The organism is Streptomyces sp. NPDC102514 (assembly GCF_055584525.1).
This window is the reverse complement of record NZ_JBVJLW010000018.1, coordinates 174,871-191,845: the sequence shown is the minus strand read 5'-3', so window position 1 is coordinate 191,845 and position 16,975 is coordinate 174,871. Positions and strand designations below refer to the sequence as shown.

17 protein-coding genes are annotated in these 16,975 nt (G+C 70.6%); 7 read left to right on the top strand and 10 right to left on the bottom strand.

Translation table 11 applies throughout. From position 1 onward, the window contains the following. Positions 1–18 precede the first annotated feature (18 nt). Both ACZ60E_RS36800 and ACZ60E_RS36795 read left to right on the top strand, forming a co-directional pair. On the top strand, positions 19–615 hold the full coding sequence (locus ACZ60E_RS36800) for a hypothetical protein (RefSeq protein ID WP_453794506.1): 597 nt from the start codon (positions 19–21) through the stop codon (positions 613–615). A 167-nt stretch (positions 616–782) separates the two neighbouring features. Further along, the gene (locus ACZ60E_RS36795) at positions 783–1,127 is read left to right on the top strand and encodes a DUF2516 family protein (RefSeq protein ID WP_107015800.1); all 345 of its coding nucleotides are present in this window, start codon (positions 783–785) and stop codon (positions 1,125–1,127) included. A gap of 182 nt (positions 1,128–1,309) precedes the next feature. Here the strand turns inward: ACZ60E_RS36795 and ACZ60E_RS36790 are convergent, their stop codons facing one another. The 3 genes from ACZ60E_RS36790 to ACZ60E_RS36780 form a co-directional block, all read right to left on the bottom strand. Then, positions 1,310–2,791, bottom strand: coding sequence for a PP2C family protein-serine/threonine phosphatase (locus tag ACZ60E_RS36790; RefSeq protein ID WP_469446232.1), 1,482 nt, complete (start codon positions 2,789–2,791; stop codon positions 1,310–1,312). A gap of 521 nt (positions 2,792–3,312) precedes the next feature. Then, a complete protein-coding gene (locus tag ACZ60E_RS36785) occupies positions 3,313–4,410 on the bottom strand; it encodes a C40 family peptidase (protein ID WP_385839199.1) in 1,098 nt (365 codons plus the stop codon). A gap of 323 nt (positions 4,411–4,733) precedes the next feature. Then, positions 4,734–5,543 (bottom strand): class I SAM-dependent methyltransferase, encoded by an 810-nt coding sequence (locus ACZ60E_RS36780; RefSeq protein WP_469446231.1) that lies wholly within the window; start codon positions 5,541–5,543, stop codon positions 4,734–4,736. Between the two features lie 408 nt (positions 5,544–5,951). Between ACZ60E_RS36780 and mshA the strand changes: the two genes are divergently transcribed. The 3 genes from mshA to ACZ60E_RS36765 all read left to right on the top strand — a co-directional run bounded on the left by mshA (position 5,952) and on the right by ACZ60E_RS36765 (position 9,648). Continuing rightward, entirely contained in the window at positions 5,952–7,289 is a 1,338-nt protein-coding gene (mshA, locus tag ACZ60E_RS36775) for a D-inositol-3-phosphate glycosyltransferase (protein ID WP_453794510.1), read from the top strand. Continuing rightward, on the top strand, positions 7,282–7,791 hold the full coding sequence (locus tag ACZ60E_RS36770) for a type III secretion system chaperone family protein (protein WP_384813134.1): 510 nt from the start codon (positions 7,282–7,284) through the stop codon (positions 7,789–7,791). Before mshA ends, ACZ60E_RS36770 begins: the two co-directional genes overlap by 8 nt. A 156-nt stretch (positions 7,792–7,947) precedes the next feature. Further along, entirely contained in the window at positions 7,948–9,648 is a 1,701-nt protein-coding gene (locus tag ACZ60E_RS36765; RefSeq protein WP_469446229.1) for a glycosyl hydrolase family 28-related protein, read from the top strand. A gap of 24 nt (positions 9,649–9,672) precedes the next feature. Here ACZ60E_RS36765 and ACZ60E_RS36760 read toward each other — a convergent pair whose 3' ends face one another. After that, a complete protein-coding gene (locus ACZ60E_RS36760) occupies positions 9,673–10,470 on the bottom strand; it encodes a helix-turn-helix transcriptional regulator (RefSeq protein ID WP_469446228.1) in 798 nt (265 codons plus the stop codon). A 49-nt stretch (positions 10,471–10,519) separates the two neighbouring features. Here ACZ60E_RS36760 and ACZ60E_RS36755 point away from each other — a divergent pair, with 49 nt between their 5' ends. Continuing rightward, positions 10,520–10,987, top strand: coding sequence for a DUF2000 family protein (locus ACZ60E_RS36755; RefSeq protein ID WP_453794513.1), 468 nt, complete (start codon positions 10,520–10,522; stop codon positions 10,985–10,987). Between the two features lie 21 nt (positions 10,988–11,008). Here ACZ60E_RS36755 and ACZ60E_RS36750 read toward each other — a convergent pair whose 3' ends face one another. Together ACZ60E_RS36750 and ACZ60E_RS36745 are read right to left on the bottom strand one after the other, a co-directional pair. Next, on the bottom strand, positions 11,009–12,325 hold the full coding sequence (locus ACZ60E_RS36750; RefSeq protein WP_469446227.1) for an MDR family MFS transporter: 1,317 nt from the start codon (positions 12,323–12,325) through the stop codon (positions 11,009–11,011). A 139-nt stretch (positions 12,326–12,464) separates the two neighbouring features. Beyond that, positions 12,465–12,611, bottom strand: a complete 147-nt coding sequence (locus ACZ60E_RS36745; RefSeq protein WP_469446225.1) for a hypothetical protein — start codon at positions 12,609–12,611, stop codon at positions 12,465–12,467. On the opposite strand from ACZ60E_RS36745, the gene ACZ60E_RS36740 reads away from it, so the two are divergent. Beyond that, entirely contained in the window at positions 12,610–13,371 is a 762-nt protein-coding gene (locus tag ACZ60E_RS36740; RefSeq protein ID WP_384813148.1) for a phosphoglyceromutase, read from the top strand. The two genes, ACZ60E_RS36745 and ACZ60E_RS36740, sit on opposite strands and share 2 nt — an antisense overlap. Positions 13,372–13,451: 80 nt before the next feature. On the opposite strand, the gene ACZ60E_RS36735 is transcribed toward ACZ60E_RS36740, so the two are convergent. The 4 genes from ACZ60E_RS36735 to ACZ60E_RS36720 form a co-directional block, all read right to left on the bottom strand. Continuing rightward, positions 13,452–13,631, bottom strand: a complete 180-nt coding sequence (locus ACZ60E_RS36735; protein WP_469446223.1) for a hypothetical protein — start codon at positions 13,629–13,631, stop codon at positions 13,452–13,454. Positions 13,632–14,067: 436 nt separating this feature from the next. Then, the gene (locus tag ACZ60E_RS36730; RefSeq protein ID WP_469446222.1) at positions 14,068–15,306 is read right to left on the bottom strand and encodes a tyrosine-type recombinase/integrase; all 1,239 of its coding nucleotides are present in this window, start codon (positions 15,304–15,306) and stop codon (positions 14,068–14,070) included. Then, entirely contained in the window at positions 15,306–15,545 is a 240-nt protein-coding gene (locus ACZ60E_RS36725; RefSeq protein WP_469446220.1) for a helix-turn-helix transcriptional regulator, read from the bottom strand. Before ACZ60E_RS36725 ends, ACZ60E_RS36730 begins: the two co-directional genes overlap by 1 nt. Continuing rightward, the gene (locus tag ACZ60E_RS36720) at positions 15,538–16,845 is read right to left on the bottom strand and encodes a replication initiator (RefSeq protein ID WP_469446218.1); all 1,308 of its coding nucleotides are present in this window, start codon (positions 16,843–16,845) and stop codon (positions 15,538–15,540) included. The genes ACZ60E_RS36725 and ACZ60E_RS36720 overlap by 8 nt, the downstream gene beginning before the upstream one ends. Between the last annotated feature and the right edge of the window lie 130 nt (positions 16,846–16,975).

Sequence of the window (16,975 nt, the reverse complement as noted above, 5' to 3'; positions counted from 1 at the left end):
TCCGGGAGGACCATCACCATGGCCATCACCGACGACCTCCGCAAGACCCTCAGCGACCCCACCCCCCTCTACTTCGCCGCCGGTACGGCCGACCTGGCCCTCCAGCAGGCCAAGAAGGTGCCGGGCCTCGTCGAGCAGCTGCGCGCCGAGGCGCCGGCCCGTATCGACGCCGTACGGGGCATCGACCCGAACGCCGTCCAGGAGAAGGCCACCGCCCGCGCCAAGGAGGCGCAGGAGACCCTTCAGACCCGGGTGAACGGCTTCATCAGCACCCTGGACACCGACCTGAAGAAGATCGGTGAGACGGCTCAGGACTTCGCCCTGCGCGGTGTCGGCGTCGCCGCCGAGTACGCCGTGAAGGCGCGCGAGACGTACGAGAAGGTCGCCGAGCACGGCGAGCAGACCGTGAAGACCTGGCGCGGCGAGGCGGCCGAGGAGATCGAGGAGCTGGCGATCGCCGTCGAGCCGAACCCCGAGCCGGCCGAGGGCACGATCGCGACGCCCGCCGAGGCCAAGACCGGGCCCGCCCCCGCCAAGAAGGCCCCGGCGAAGAAGGCCCCGGCCGCCCGCAAGACCACCGCCACGGCCAAGAAGCCGACGCCGCCCGCGAAGTAGGACGGCTGCCGCGTACGCGAAGAGCCCACGGGCGAAGAACGCGTACGCAGCGAGCGTGTACGCAAAGAGAACGGGTCGGGCACTCCGGGCACTATCGGAGTTCCCGACCCGTTCTGCGGGTACGGTGACCGCGTAGAAACGACGACTCGACACGGGTGGTGGGCAACGTGCTCCTGACGGCATTCGGCGGCCTCATGTGGCTGATCTACACCGCCATGCTGGTACTCGCGGTGGTGGCGCTGGTCATGGCCGGGCTGGCCCGCGACGACGCCTACCGCGCCGCGAACAAGCAGACCAAGATGTTCTGGCTGATCCTTCTCGGTCTCGCCGTGGCCGTGAACCTGCTGGTGCCGATGCTCTTCCTGCAGATCGCGTTCCTCGTCGCCACGATCGTCTTCTTCGTGGACGTCCGGCCGGCTCTCCAGCAGGTCTCTGGCGGCGGCCGGGGCGGTCGCCGAGGTGGTGGCAGCAGCAGCGACGGTCCGTACGGGCCGTACAACGGCGGCCGCTGAGCCGTTGCCTGGAGCGGCGTGTACTGAGCGTGCGGCGCCGTGGGGGTTGCTCGCGCAGTTCCCCGCGCCCCTGAAAAGCGGGGCTGCGCCCCGGCTTTTTGTCTTTGGGGGCGCGGGGAACTGCGCGACCAGCCCCCACCGGACCCGCACAGGGCGCAGGTAGCTGCAGCGCAACCGCGGGCTTACGCCACGCGGTCCAGCAACAGCACCGCAACGTCGTCCGTCAGTTCCCCGCCGTTGAGGTCCCGCACCTCGTTCACCGCGGCCCGCAGCAGTTCCTCGCCCCGCAGTCCCTCGGCGAGCTGGCGGCGGACCATGTCCACCATCCCGTCCTGGCCGAGCCGCTCCCTGCCCTCACCGGTGCGGCCCTCGATCAGTCCGTCCGTGTAGAGCATCAGACTCCACTCGCCGCCCAGCTCCACCTGCTGGCGCGGCCACCGCGCGTTCGGCAGCAGACCGAGCGCGGGCCCGCCGTTCTCGTACGGCAGCAGCTCGGCGACGGGCGGCACTCCGGCGGCGTCGGCCCCGTCGCCGCCCACCAGGGCAGGGGAACGGGCCGGACGCGAGATCAGCGGAGCGGGATGGCCCGCCAGGCACAGACCCGCGCGGCGGCCGTCCGGCGCGATGTCCACCGTGCAGAGCGTCGCGAAGATCTCGTCGCTGTCGCGCTCGTGCTCCAGGACCTGCTGGAGCGTCGACAGCAGCCGGTCGCCGCACAGGCCCGCCAGGGTCAGCGCGCGCCAGGCGATCCGCAGCTCCACCCCGAGCGCGGCCTCGTCGGGGCCGTGACCGCAGACATCGCCGATCATGGCGTGGACGGTGCCGTCGGGAGTGCGGACCGTGTCGTAGAAGTCGCCGCCGAGCAGCGCGCGCGAACGGCCGGGCCGGTAGCGCGCGGCGAACCGCAGCGAGGAGCCCTCCAGGAGCGGTGTGGGCAGCAGACCGCGTTCGAGGCGCGCGTTCTCCTGCGCGCGCAGCTTGGACTCGGTCAGCCGTCGCTCGGCCCGGTCGGACCGTTTGCGCTCCACCGCGTAGCGGACCGCGCGGCTCAGCAGCCGGCTGTCCAGCTCGTCGCGGAAGAGATAGTCCTGGGCGCCGACGCGTACGGCTTCCGCGCCGCGCTCGGTGTCCTCGGCCGGGGTCAGCGCGAGGACGGCGTGCCGGGGCGCGAGCCGCAGCACGTGCCTGAGCGTGGCCAGCTCGTCGTCGGGCTCCGCCTCCGCCGCCGTCCCCTCGGACGTGGCCGCGGGGCCGGGCGTCCGCAGCGCGAGGTCGAGCAGGACGCACTGGACGTCGTCGGTGAGCAGCCGCTCGGCCTCGGTGAGGTTGCGGGCGGTACGGACGCGGATCTGCCTGCCGGTCGCGTCCCGCAGTTCGGGCACGGTCAGGGCGCCGGCCGGATCGTCCTCGATCACGAGCAGCGTCAGCGGGGCGGTGCCGTTGGCGGCACCGCCGTGGTGAGCGCCATCGCTGTCGGCGGTGGCGCCGTGGTCGCCGTAGGAGGCGTCGCCGGAGGTGCCGTTCCTCGTCGAGGACGGCTCCTGGCCGGACAGGGCGCCGGGTGCGGGCGCGGCCTGCGCCGGTCCGCCGGATGGTGACGCGGCGTGAGCCTGTCCACCTTCCACGGCGGGGATCGCTCTCTGCCGCGGTACGGGTACGGGCATCGTCTTGGGTTCCTTCCCTCCCCCCGAGGGCACGGTGGGTCGAGGGATCTCGATCCACCGACGGGGACCATAGCGTCAGGCGCCGTCACATAGGAATGGCGGCAGCCCGCGCACAGGGAAAACGGCCGCCGTCATATGCCGCATCCTGTACCGCAATTGGGCAGGATGTGCGCTTGTACGGGATGACGTACATCACGCCCCACCGGTTTAGTGCCGGCCCCGAACGTGCCGCGTATCACGTGCGGCAGGTCACTGCGGGGGTCACGGTGGTGGTGGAGGCGGCGGGGGCGCGGCGGCGCAGGGTGACGGGGAGCGCCGCGCGGAGCGGGGGGAGCGCACCGCCGAGCCGAGGGGGGGTGCGGGACAGAAGCGACAAGCGTCGCTCCATGGGACATCGGATGCACCGAGGTGGCGTACGGCGCATCCGTGGTCGGGCGGCGCATCGGGCGGACGCGCGCCCCGTTCGGGCCTCGGCCCCGCGCGAGCCTCGGACCTGCGTGGGCCTCAGCCCCGCGCGGACCTCACTGGCCCGGGCGGACCACTCCGAGTATCGGCATCGAGCCCGCTCCCGCGATCGTCACCGTACGGCCGGGGCGCGGTGCGTGGATCATCGCGCCGTCGCCGATGTACATCGCGACATGGCTGGCGTCGGCGTTGTAGATGATGAGGTCGCCGGGGCGCATGGCCTCGACGGCGACGCGGTCGAGCTGCTTCCACTGCTCCTGAGAGGTACGGGGGATGGCCTGCCCGGCGGCGGCCCACGCCTGCGAGGTGAGCCCGGAGCAGTCGAACGTCTTCGGCCCCTCGGCGCCCCACTCGTACGGCTTGCCGATCTGTGCCGTCGCGTACTCCACGGCCTTCTTGCCCTGCGCGGAGGCCTTGCCGTCGATCTCGTCGAGGATGCCGGAGTCCAGCCAGGTCGTCTGCGCCTCGTACGCGGCCTGCTGCTCCAGCTTCGCCAGGCGCTCCTTCTCGTCCTTCTCCAGCTGGGACTCAAGCTTCTCGGCGGCGGCGATCTGCTTCTTGACCTTCTTCTTGGCCTCGGCCTTCGCCTCGCGGTTGGCCTCAAGCTTCGTCCACTGGGCCGCCGCGTCGCGCGCGTACTGCTCCAAGTCCGCCTGGGTGCGCCGCATCTCGGCGAGCAGACCCTTGGTCGCCTGGGCGCCCTGGCGGATCCGGCCCGCGCCGTCCAGGAAGGCTTCCGGGTCGTCGCTGAGCATCAACTGGGCCTGGTCCGGCAGCCCGCCGACGCGGTACTGGGCGCGGGCGGCGGCGCCCACACGCTTCTTCAGCTCGACCAGCCGGGCCTTGCCCTCGACGATCTCGCGGGCGAGCCCGACGATCTGCGTGGACTGCTTCTCGGTCCGCTCCTCGGCGAGGTTGTACGCGTCCGTGGCGACCGCCGCGTCGTGGTACAGCCCCTCCAGCTTCACGCGGACCGCTTCAAGGTCCGCGGTGCTCACGGGGGTTGGGCTCGCGCTCGGGCTCGGCGTCCGGGTCGGTGTCGGGCCGGGCGGCGGCGTCGGGGCCGCGTAGGCCACCCCCGGCGCGGCCAGGATGACTGCCGCGCAGGCCAGGGCCATGGCCGTCGTGGTCACGCTCCGCACACCGGTCACCATGCACCGACCCCCAAAACTGATTTACCGTCAGTAACTTAGGAACGCCCCGGGGATCGTGCCATGTCGGCGCGGAATATGACAGAGGCGGGCAAGAACTCCCGCTTCCCTTCCGCCCCTTCCCTCCCCCTCATTGCCCATCCGGTGGTGATCTCCTTCGCGTTCCCCGCCAATGTGACGAATGACTCACCGAGATCGTTCCCGCCACGTCAGAGGGCTGCCGGGGGTCTGTCGAGGGTCCATCGGGGACCTGCCGGGTTCCGGCCGGGGGGCTGGCCGGGTCTGCCGAAGTCCCCCTGGGTGCCTGCCGAGCGTCCGGCCCGGTCCTACGCGCCCGGCGCCAACGCCTCCCACCGCACGGTCACTTCGCCCTGCCGCCACCGCGACACCCCGTCCACGACCGGCCAGTCCGCCGTCAGATCGCGGACCGCCCGGATCCAGCGCTGCCGGGCGCCGTACGAGGCGTACGGCGCCGCCGATGCCCACGCGCGGTCGAAGTCGCGCAGGAAGGCATGCACCGGCTCACCCGGGACATTGCGGTGGATGAGGGCCTTGGGGAGGCGTTCGGCCAGGTCGGACGGGCGGTCCAGGGAACCGAGGCGGGTGGCGAACGTGACGGTCCGCGGACCCCCGGGGCCGAGCGCGATCCACACGTGCCGGCGGCCGATCTCGTCGCACGTGCCCTCGACGAGGAGCCCGCCGCGCGAGCCGGCGTCCGCCGGAGCCAGGCGTGCGCACAGCCGGGCCCACACCGCGGCGACCTCGGCCTCCTCGTACTGCCGCAGGACGTTCGCAGCGCGGATCAGCGTCGGCCGTACGGGCAGCGGGATCTCGAAGCCGCCGTGCCGGAACCGGAGGCCGTCGCGTTCGTACGGCTTCGCGGCGGCGACCCGGGCCGGGTCGATCTCGACGCCCACCACGCGCGCGCGGGGAGCGGCGGTACGCAGGCGCTGCAGCAGCTCGACCGCGGTCCAGGGGGCCGCGCCGTACCCGAGGTCCACCGCCACGGGGTCGTCGGCGCGGCGGAGTTCGGCACCGTGGGTGGCCGCGATCCAGCGGTCCATGCGGCGGAGGCGGTTCGGGTTGGTGGTCCCGCGCGTCACCGTCCCCACGGGTTTCGCTGCGCGGGCGTTCATGGGGTCAAGGGTAAGCGGCGCGCCCGGGGGGACGCCGGGTCGGTGCGGGCCTCGCGGGGGCTGCCGCCCCCGGCCCCCGCTGTCGGCCTGAACGGCCTCGTCCTCAAACGCCGGACGGGCTGAAAGGCGCGAGCCGCCCGACGGCCCGGTTTGCGCGGTACGCCGGACGGGCTGAGAGACGCGCGCCGTCCGACGGCCCGGAATGCGCGGCACTCCGCACGCGCTGAAGAGCGTGAGCCCGCGTCACCCCTCAGGAACGCAGAAACATCTCGAACGGTTGAGCGACCCACGGCAATGATTCGGTAAAGAGGAAATGGAGCAGACTCTTCCGGCGTTCAGGACTTGAAGGGCGTTCCACGCCCCGCCACAGGCATGCCCGCAGCACGTCCGTAGAAGGAGGAAGGCCACGTGAGCCAGTACGTGAGCAGGCTCGGGCGCCGCTCGCCGGCGGCCTCGACGAGGCTTCGCCTGCATCGCAGGCCGCGCCGCGTGGCGATGCTCTCCGTGCACACCTCACCGCTGCACCAGCCGGGCACGGGCGACGCGGGCGGCATGAACGTCTACATCGTGGAGCTGGCCCAGCGCCTCGCCGCGATCAACATCGAGGTCGAGATCTTCACGCGCGCGACCACCGGGGCCCTGCCGCCCAAGGTGGAGCTGGCGCCCGGCGTCCTGGTCCGGCACGTCGACGCGGGCCCTTATGAAGGCCTCGCCAAGGAGGACCTGCCCGCCCAGCTGTGCGCCTTCACGCACGGGGTGATGCAGGCCTGGGCCGGCCACCGCCCCGGGTACTACGACCTCGTCCACTCGCACTACTGGCTCTCCGGGCAGGTCGGCTGGCTGGCCGCCGAGCGCTGGGGCGCCCCCCTAGTACACGCCATGCACACCATGGCGAAGGTCAAGAACGCCGCCCTGGCCGACGACGACACCCCCGAGCCCGCCGCCCGAGTCATCGGCGAGACGCAGATCGTCCGCGCCGCCGACCGGCTCATCGCCAACACCGCGGAGGAGGCCGACGAGCTCGTACGGCACTACGAGGCCGAGCAGAACAAGGTCGCAGTCGTCCACCCGGGCGTGAACCTCGACCGCTTCCGCCCGGCCGACGGACGCGCCGCCGCCCGCGCGCGGCTCGGCCTTCCGCAGGACGCCCTCATACCGCTCTTCGCGGGCCGCATCCAGCCCCTGAAGGCCCCCGACGTGCTGCTGCGCGCGGTCGCCGTCCTCCTGGAGGAGCGCCCCGACCTGCGCTCGAACATCGTCGTCCCGGTGGTGGGCGGCCCGAGCGGCAGCGGTCTCGCCAAGCCCGAGGGGCTGCAGAAACTCGCCGCCCGGCTGGGCATCGCCGACGTGGTGTGCTTCCGGCCGCCGGTCGATCAGGAGCAGCTCGCGGACTGGTTCCGGGCCGCGTCCGTGCTGGTGATGCCCTCCTACAGCGAGTCGTTCGGGCTCGTCGCCATAGAGGCGCAGGCGGCCGGCACCCCGGTGCTCGCCGCCGCGGTGGGCGGTCTGCCGGTCGCGGTCCGCCACAAGGAGACGGGCTTTCTGGTCTCCGGCCACAATCCCGTCGACTACGCGCGCGTGCTGCGCGATTTCGCCGACAACCGGGCGCTCCCCGACCGGATGGGCGCGGCAGCCGCCTGGCACGCGCAGTCCTTCGGCTGGGACACGGCGGCGGCGGCCACGGCCGACGTCTACACGGCGGCGATGAACGAACACCGCCGTCACGTACGCTCCCACCATGGCTGACACGATGGCTGTGGAGCGGGCGGCGGGGACCGTCGAGGAGTTCCTCAAGGACGCCGAACTGGAGTGGGAGAGCCCGGAGTCGGGCCACTTCGTGGTGAAGCTCCCCGGCACGCGGAAGCTGTCGACGACCGTCTCGCTGATCGTCGGCAGACACTCCCTCTCGCTGAACGCCTTCGTCATCCGGCACCCGGACGAGAACGAGGGCGGGGTGCACCGCTGGCTCCTGGAGCGCAACCTCAAGCTCTACGGCGTGGGGTACGCCGTCGACCCGCTCGGTGACATCTACGTGGCGGGCAAGCTGCCGCTGGCCGCGGTCACCGCCGACGAGGTCGACCGGCTGCTCGGTGCGGTCCTGGAGGCCGCCGACGGCAGTTTCAACACCCTCCTGGAGCTCGGTTTCGCCTCCGCGATCCGCAAGGAGTACGCCTGGCGGGTGTCGCGCGGCGAGTCCACCCGCAATCTGGACGCGTTCACCCACCTGACTCAGCGTCCGACCGACTGAGCCGGTAGTCCGTACATAGCGCCTACGTAGTCCGTACCAATCAACCGCTGCACGACTCTTTCCCGCCGTGCGGATGCCATGTCATGCTCACCGCCAACGCACATCTGAACGTTGTTCACATCCATGGAATCCCTCTCCTTGGAAGGCGGTTCGGGCATGAGCGACCGTGGCGCGGAGAACACCCGGCGGACCCTCACCAGACGGGCCCTGCTCGGCAGCGCGACAGCCGTGGCGGCGGTCGCCGTGACCGGCACGGCGGCCGGGGCGCAGGCGTCGGCAGCGGCCCCGCGTCCGGAGGTGCCCGACCTCTGGCGGGAGTTCACCCGCACCCCTTGGACACACCCGCAGATCCCGTACATCGGCAGAGTCGGCCGGCGCGCCGGGGCGGCGCACTTCCCCCGCCGCCCCGGCGCCGGCGTCGTGGCCGACGTCCGCGCCCACGGCGCCACGGCGGACGGCTCGGCCGACTCCGCCCCCGCGATCAACCGTGCCATCGCCGCTGCCGGAAGGGCCGGCGGTGGCACGGTACTCATCCCGCCCGGCACCTACCGCCTCGACGGCCTGATCCACATCGGCCACTCGAACGTCGTCCTGCGCGGCGCCGGCAGCACCCGTACGACACTCCGCGCGACCCGGAACCTCACCGAGCTGATCGGTGTCTACGGGTCGCGTTACGGCGGCGACAAGTCGTCCTGGTCCTGGGCGGGCGGCCTCGTCTGGCTCTGCCCCACGGACCGCTTCACCGCCCTGACGGACGCCATCCGGGCCAAGGAGTGGCCCTTCGAGGGCTGGACGGGCAACAAGCGGGACGAGTGGCGGACGCTGACCACGGTCGAACCGGCCCGCCGCGGCTCCTGGACGGTGACCGTCGCGGACCCGGGCAGGCTCGCACCCGGAGACCTGGTCCTCCTACGCCTCGCGGACGACCCCGCCCACACCCTCCTGGAACACATGGCGGGCGACGGACCGGGCCCGGAGGCGTACTACTGGGACGACAAGACAAAATTGACCAGCTATGTCCCGTACGAGTGGCCCGTGCGTATCGCGCGGGTGCGGGGCCGGCAGGTCACCCTGGAGCGGCCCCTTCCGCTCGACGTCCGCCCGGAGTGGGACCCGCGTCTGACCACCCATGTGAAGGCGCTGACCGGATCCGGGGTGGAGGGCCTCACCCTGGAGGCCGTCGAGACCCCGCAGTCCCCGCATCTGCTGGACAAGGGCCACAACGGAGTCACCTTCCAGTGCGCGTACGACTGCTGGGCCGACGACATCGTCGTACGGCACATGGACAACGGCTTCGGGCTGGTCGCCGCCTCCGCCTGCACCCTGCGGAACACCCGGGTCGCGGGACGCGGCTCGCACCATCCGTACTTCTGCCGCGAGGGATCGCACGACAACCTCGTCGACCGCTTCACCATCGAGGAGCGCACGACCCCCGCCCCCGCGAACACCCAGCTCCACGGCATCAACGTGGAGGGGCTGTCCTCGTACAACGTCTGGTCGCGCGGGGACATGCGCATGGGGACCTTCGACTCGCATCGCGGGATGCCCTTCGCGAACGTCCGTACCGACATCACGGTCGTCAACAACGGCCGCCACGGCGGGGACGCGAGCGCGGGCCCCCTCTTCGGCGCCCGCTTCACCCACTGGAACATCCGCGTCACCAACGGCCGCGCCGGTCTGACGAGGATCGACGGCCTGGCCCCGTACAGCGCGACCGTCGGCATCAACGAGGTGACGGAGTCCGACCAGATCGACGTACCCGACTTCACCGGGCCGCTGCACTCCCGCCTGGAGCTGTACGGGACGACGGACGCGGTACGCCCCCGGAACCTGTACGACGCTCAGTGCGACCTCTAGCGCGTGGGGGTCAGGGGGTGACTTTCAGCGCGAGCTGTCGCGGTAGCGGCCGGGTGCCACTCCGACCAGCCGCTTGAAGTGGCGGTTCAGGTGCGACTGGTCGTAGAAGCCGGTCTCCGCGGCGACCTCGCCCGGCGGGCGGCCCGCCAGCAGCAGCCGGCGGGCGTGCTCCACCCGGCGTGACATCAGGTACTGGTGCGGCGGTATCCCGTACGCGCCGCTGAACGCCCGCACCAGGTGGGCGGGGTGCGCGTGCACGAGCCCGGCGGCCTCCTGGAGGGTGACGCCCTGGAGGAGGCGTTCGTCGAGCAGTTCGCGGAGCCGGTGCGCGAGCGGGTGGTCGGTGTCCCGGCCGTCCTTGACGAGCGCGGGCCGCAGATGGCCGCGCAGCCGCTCGCCGATCAGGGTCAGCCTGCTCTCCGCCTCCAGCTCGTCACCGGGGCGGGCGAGGGCCGTGTGCAGCTGCCCGACCCGCCGGCGCAGCACCGGATCGAGGAAGTCGGGGGTGTCCACGGCCGGCCCGATGTACGTCTCGTCGAGGCGGCTGAGATCCAGGTACAGCACCCGTTTGCGGAAGCCGTCCTCGGTGATCGGCGAACCGTTGTGCGGCACGTGCGGCGGCAGCAGTGAGACCGTGCCGTCCGGGGTGCCGTGCTCGTGCCGGTCGAGGTCGTAGCGCACCGCGCCCGCGTCGACGAGCAGCAGGGTCCACGCGTCGTGCACGTGCATCGGATACGCGTACTCCGTGAAGTGGGCGTGGAAGACCTCCACGACACCCGGCACGCTGGGGCGCCAGGCGGAGACCTCACGCCGGACCACCATGCAAACAACGTACAAGACAGGTGCCTACGCGGCTCGGCAGTCTCGAAGCATGAGCAGTGAGAGCAGCCAGAACCCTGAATACAGCCCGGACCCCGCGCCGGCCCCCGTCCGTTTCGACACCAAGATCGCCGTCCTGCTGCGCGAGGACCTGGAGCCGTGGCAGCGCCTGAACGTGACCGCGTTCCTGGTCAGCGGCCTGGGCCCGGCGGTCCCCGAGGTGGTCGGAGAGCCGTACGAGGACGCGGACGGCGTCGGCTACCTGCCGATGTTCCGCCAGCCGGTCCTGGTCTTCGAGGGGACGAAGGAGACGCTGAAGGCGGCCCACGGCAAGGCCCTGTCCCGTGCCCTGCCCCGCGCGCTGTTCACGGCGGACCTGTTCACCACGGGCAACGACCGCGACAACCGGGCGGCGGTACGGGCCGTACCGACCGCGGACCTCGACCTGGTCGGCCTCGCCGTGTACGGCCCGCGCAACGCGGTGGACAAGGTGGTGAAGGGGGCGCGGATGCATCACTGAGGTGCGCGTTGCCACGGGGCGCTAGCTGGTGCTGACCTCGGGCTTTTCGACAGCGGGCCGGGGCTGGTCCGGCGACTGGGGCAGCGGTAGCGGCAGGGGCTCGGGCCGGGGTGATTCGGCGGCGACGGGCTCCTCGTCCGGGAGCCTGCGCATGAGCACCCCGTACCCCACCCCCGCCACCGTGCCGACGACCGCGCACACGCCCCACAGCCACGCGGCCCCGTACCGGTCGATGACGACACCCGACATCAGGGGCGCGACGAGCGCGGCGACGGACCAGGACGTCGTGTACATGCCCTGGTAGCGGCCGCGGCCGTGGATGGGGGAGAGGCGCACGACGAGGCCGGTCTGGGTGGGCGCGTTGACGATCTCGGCGAGGGTCCAGACGCAGATCGTGAGCGCGAAGACGCCGACCGAGCCCGCGAAGGCGGTCAGCCCGAACCCGTACCCGGCGAGAAGGGACGACACGACGAGGAGCCGTTTCGGGTCCTGGTGCTGGATGAGACGGGTGACGGGGAGCTGGAGCACGACGATGAGGACACCGTTGATCGCGATCACCAGGCCGTAGTCGGCGGGCGTGAATCCGGCCTGCCCCATCGCCACCGGCAGGCCCACGTACCCCTGCTGGAAGATGAGCGCGACGAGGAAGGACAGCCCGACGACGCTCATGAAACGCCCGTCGCGCAGGACCGTCCCCAGACCCACCTCGGGCTCGCCGGCCTTCTTGGGGGCCGGCTCGGGCCGCGACTCGGGCAGCTTGACGAAGATGACGACCGCGCAGGCCATCGTCATTCCGGCCTCGACCAGGAAGCCGGCGAGGTAGCTGACCTCCGCGATGAACCCGGCGGCCGTGGACGACACGGCGAAGCCCAGGTTGATCGCCCAGTAGTTCAGCGAGAAGGCCCGCACCCGGTCCTCGGGCTTGACGATGTCGCCCATCATCGCCTGCACGGCGGGGCGGGAGGCGTTGCTGGCCATGCCGACGAGGAAGGCGACGGCCGCGATGGCCACCGGGTCGTGCACGAAGCCGAGCAGCGCGACGGAGACGGCTGTGGACGACTGGGCGATGAGGAGCGTGGGCCGCCGCCCGAGCCTGTCCGTCATCACGCCGGCGCCGAGCGAGGAGATCACTCCGCCGAGCCCGTGGAGCGAGGCGACGAGTCCGGCGTACGAGGCGGAGTAGCCGCGGTCCAGCGTGAGGTACAGGGCCATGAAGGTGGCGACGAAGGCACCGAGCCGGTTGACAAGCGTGCTGGTCCACAGCCACCAGAACTCACGGGGGAGCCCGGAGAGGGTCTCGCGCGCGACACGTCTCACGCTCAGGGACGCGAACGGCATGGAGGACCCCCAGGTTCTGACCAACTACAGACGAGCACAGCTCTTGTACGTGGCGTAAGCGGCCGGTGCAGGTGACTGGTGTAAGTGGCGCATACGGCGAGCACAAATTACGAGGGCGGGCTGGGCGTCGGCCACTCAATTAACAGAAGTCGTCAAGTGTCGGGGGTGTGCGTGTCCGGTGCCCGTCCTCGTACCAGTCCTCGTGCCCGTCCCGGTGTCCGTCCTGGTGTCCGTCCTCCGGGCGGGCGAGCGGCCGATCGGGGGCTTCGATTACGCTCGGGGCCATGGCCGACGCACCGTACAAGCTGATCCTCCTCCGCCACGGCGAGAGCGAATGGAACGCCAAGAACCTGTTCACCGGCTGGGTGGACGTCAACCTCAACGAGAAGGGCGAGAAGGAGGCAGTACGCGGCGGTGAGCTGCTCAAGGACGCCGGCCTGCTGCCCGACGTCGTCCACACCTCGCTCCAGAAGCGCGCAATCCGCACCGCGCAGCTCTCCCTCGAATCGGCGGACCGCCACTGGATCCCGGTCCACCGCAGCTGGCGCCTGAACGAGCGGCACTACGGCGCGCTGCAGGGCAAGGACAAGGCGCAGACCCTCGCGGAGTTCGGCGAGGAGCAGTTCATGCTGTGGCGCCGCTCGTACGACACGCCGCCGCCCCCGCTTGAGGACGGCACGGAGTTCTCGCAGTCGGACGACCCGCGCTACGCGACGATCCCGCCGGAGCTGCGCCCGCGCACGGAGTGCCTGAAGGACGTCGTCGTCCGCATGCTCCCGTACTGGTACGACGGCATCGTCCCGGACCTCCTGGCCGGCCGCACGGTCCTGGTCGCGGCCCACGGCAACTCGCTCCGTGCCCTGGTCAAGCACCTCGACGGCGTCTCGGACGAGGACATCGCGGGCCTGAACATCCCGACGGGCATCCCGCTCGCGTACGAACTGGACGCATCCTTCAAGCCGCTGAACCCGGGCGGCACGTACCTGGACCCGGACGCGGCTGCGGCGGCGATCGAGGCGGTCAAGAACCAGGGCAAGAAGAAGTAAGTACGCACGAACAGGCCCCCTAGCTGCGGTTTCTCCGCCGGTAGGGGGCCTGTTGCTATGCCTGGGCCGTCTCTGGGCCGTCAGGTGCGACGACGCCAGCGGCGGATGCGGATGTCGAGGACGATCAGCAGCGCCACGGGGACGGCGATCTCGGCGGGGGCGTCGGCCCAGAGGGCGAGCGCGCCGCCGGCCGTGCCGATGAGCGCGATGGGCACGTCGCGGGGACAGATGTCGACGGTGACACCTGTGCGTGGGAGCATGGATCTCCTCCTGATGGTCCGTTGCTAGATCGATGGAGACAGGGCCGTTCCCATGCCGGGGAGCGGCCCTGAATTTTGCGTGAATCCTATTCAGGTGATTCACCCTTCGGCAAATCTCCAGGTGAGGGCCTGCAGGTATTGTGCGGGTGGCGCTTCTAACTCGGCTCGCGAGCTCTCTTATGTGGACTCTAGAGCCCCAAAGTTCACCTAGTTGATCTTGGCTGCATGTGCATGCGTGCACTTGAGTGTGCACGCGTGCACGCCTGGCAAGTGATCGATGTATTGGGAGTGATTAAGCTTCCCTTCGCCTTGTAAGTCGCAAGGCAAGTCATTAAGAGACTCCTCTTGTTAATGCGGAATGCTAACAGTTGCATCTGATCTGGATGGCTAATGCCATCCTCTAGTTACGTCCCTTGTCTTTATAGGAGTCGCTGCTTTATTCCTGTCTCATGTCCGTGTTGAAGACTTGTGAGACTGCGTTTCGAGTGCGTTCCCGGCTGGACGGCATCAGGTGCGCGTACACCCGCAGTGTCAGTCCCGGGTCTGAGTGGCCCAAGTACTCTGCGAGGGCCTTGATGTTCTCTCCCGCGTCCAGAAGCACCGAAGCGTAGAAGTGCCGCAGCGCGTGCATGCCGTTCTCGCGTGACTCGACGTACGGCTGTCCACGCTCGGGGATCGGGATCACCCCGGCCCCGGCCAGCGCTCGCTTCCACGCCTCCTCGTTCAGCGAGGTACGCCAGACATGGCCGCCCCGAGGTCCGGTGAAGATCAGCCGCTTCGTCACCGATGGCCCGTCCGCGACCTTCCACGGCAACGTGATCTCGACGGGCGGGAACCGCTTCAGGTGAGCACGGAGCGCGTCTGCGACAGGTCCGGGAAGCGGTACGTCCCGGAGCTTGCCGCCCTTGGGTGGGGCGAACACGGCCTTGCTGCGGCTCAGCTTCAGTTGCTGGACCACATGCAGCGTGCCCGACGCGAAGTCGATCGCGTCGACGGCGACGCCGAGGATCTCGCCTTGACGGAGCCCGCAACCGGCGCCCAGGTCGACCATGGCTTGGAAGCGTTCGGGCATGGCGTTCCGGACGGCGAAGACCCGTTTCGGCGTCCACGGGATCACGCGCTTTGCGTCAACGGTCGGAGGCCGAACCGAGCGAGCAGCACACGGGTTCCGGGGGAGATGGCCGTCATCCACGGCCGCACTCAGAGCAGCCCGCACGTTGGAGTAGATCGTCCGTGCGTACGACCCCCGGACGCCGTTCTCTTGGAGCTCCCGTACCCAGTTGCGGATGTGCGCGGGCTGGAAGGAGCCGAGCGGACGCGTGCCGAGGTACGGGAAGGCGTGCAGCCGCAGTTGTGACTCCATCGATGCCTGAGTGTTCGGGTCAGCCCCTTGGGTGAGCACCCACTGTTCGGCGTACTGCTGAAACGTGGTCCGAGCAGCGCGAGGGTCGATGTACTGCCCGCGCGCCATGTCCGCCTCGATGTGCGCCAGCCACTGATCAGCAAGCCGCTTCTGACGATCAGGGAAGCTCTTCGCCTTCTCCGTGCCGTCCGGACCGACGTAGCGGGCGCGGTAGCGGAGCCCCGACCCAAAGCGCTCGGACTTGACCTTGCGTGCCTTCCCGTCCGGGCCGGTCTCCGTCTTGTACCAGCGGTCTTGGATGTGTCCGGCCATCAGGCGGCAGCCTCTTCTCTCAGAGACTCGACCCATGCCTGAACGTCCACGGAGTCGTACCGGAGGTGCCGGCCGACTCGGAAACCACGCGGACCGGTGCGCTTCCGACGCCACTGGTAGACCGTCTCGACGCTGGGCAGCTCGAACATCACCACCAGGTCGTCAGGAGTCAGATACCGCGACGGCAGAACGCGCGGCGCGGTGGCCACGTCTGCGACGGCGAGGCGTCGGCTAGCCATGGGTGGGCTCTCCTTCGGTTCCGGGGGCGGGTGCGAGGGTTTCGGCAAGCCACGCTTCGGCGTCGGTGAGGCCGGTCCCGGCGTAGACCCAGTGCGCGAGGACGAGGGTCGTGTCGACCACCTCCGGATTTCCGTAGGTGGTGGTCCCTGCGGCTTGTGCACGGCGCCATTCGGCGCGGGCCGTGCGGAGGGCGCCGAGGGTGGTGGAGTACCGGCGGGACTTGGTGGAGAAGTGGCCGCGGAAGCCGAGCATGTGGGCCCAGGCCCGGAGCCTGAGTTCTTCGAGGTCTTTGCGGGCGCCGAGGGTCCAGGCGGTACGCACCAGCCGCCGCGCATGGTCGCTGATGTCGAGCTGGGCCAGTTCGGCGAGGAACTTCAGCGGGCGGTCGAGAGCTCCCGTGGCACTCTCGGCGCCCTTGGTGGCGTACTTGGCGATGTACGCGGCGACGGCCCTGTCAGTCAGCTCCTGGCCGCCGTCGAAGTCAGCGCCACGGATGGTGCGTACGTCGAGTTGACGGCCGAAGGCGAAGACGTGAGCACGGCCGTCGATGACCGGGCCATCCACGCGGGCAGCGGTCGCGGCGGCCCGTATGGCATCGGTCAGCAGCTCAGCGGTGGCCCAGGCCGGAGGCGGAGTGTCGCCACCCTCCGGACCGTCGATGCGGATGACGGCGTGGAAGTGCACGGCCCCGCGCTTCTGGTACTCGGCGACCTTGGCGAAGGACACCCGGGCGTGCTCGCGGAACTCCCGCTGTGAGAGTCCGGCCCGCTTGGCAACCTCGCGCCGCAGGTAGGTCGAGAAGCGCCGCCACAGCGGACCGGCGTGCGCGTTCCAGAGCACGGCCGCTTCGTAGTCGTACGTGTCCGGGTCGAGCGGAGTGCCAAGTACGTCGTCGTCCTGGTCGTGAAGGACGCCGCACCGACAGCGGCGGACCGAACCGGCCGGACCGGTGGGACGGTTGTGGACGGGTCCGAAGCCCGGGGCGGTGAAGGTGGCGAAGACGCGAGGGTGCGCGGCGACCTGCTCGGGGATGCCCTTACCGCCGCGCAGGCCGGAAGTGATCAGGTGGAAGGTGTCGCGCCGGTAGACCTCCGAGCAGGCGGCGCAGCGGGTCGTGCGGCGGTTGTTGCAGCGGACCAGGAGGTGACCGGCAGGGAGGCCGGTGGAGTCGAGGCGGTGGAGGAGGTTGCCGATTTCGCCGGTTCGGGTGTTCACGTCGTACTCGGCGCGGTGGCCGTCGAGGCGGATCGGTTGGGTGCAGCCTCCGAGGCCGGAGAGTTGGCGCAGGAGCGCGGGCATGGTGCCGAGGGAGGCCAGCTCGCCGAGTTCGGTCAGCGGGGGCGGGGTGGCGCGGGTGATGATGGCTTTCTCCTTCTGGCTTCGGTCAGGAGGGGTAGGGCCCCCGGGGCGGCGGATGCTTGGCGGTGTC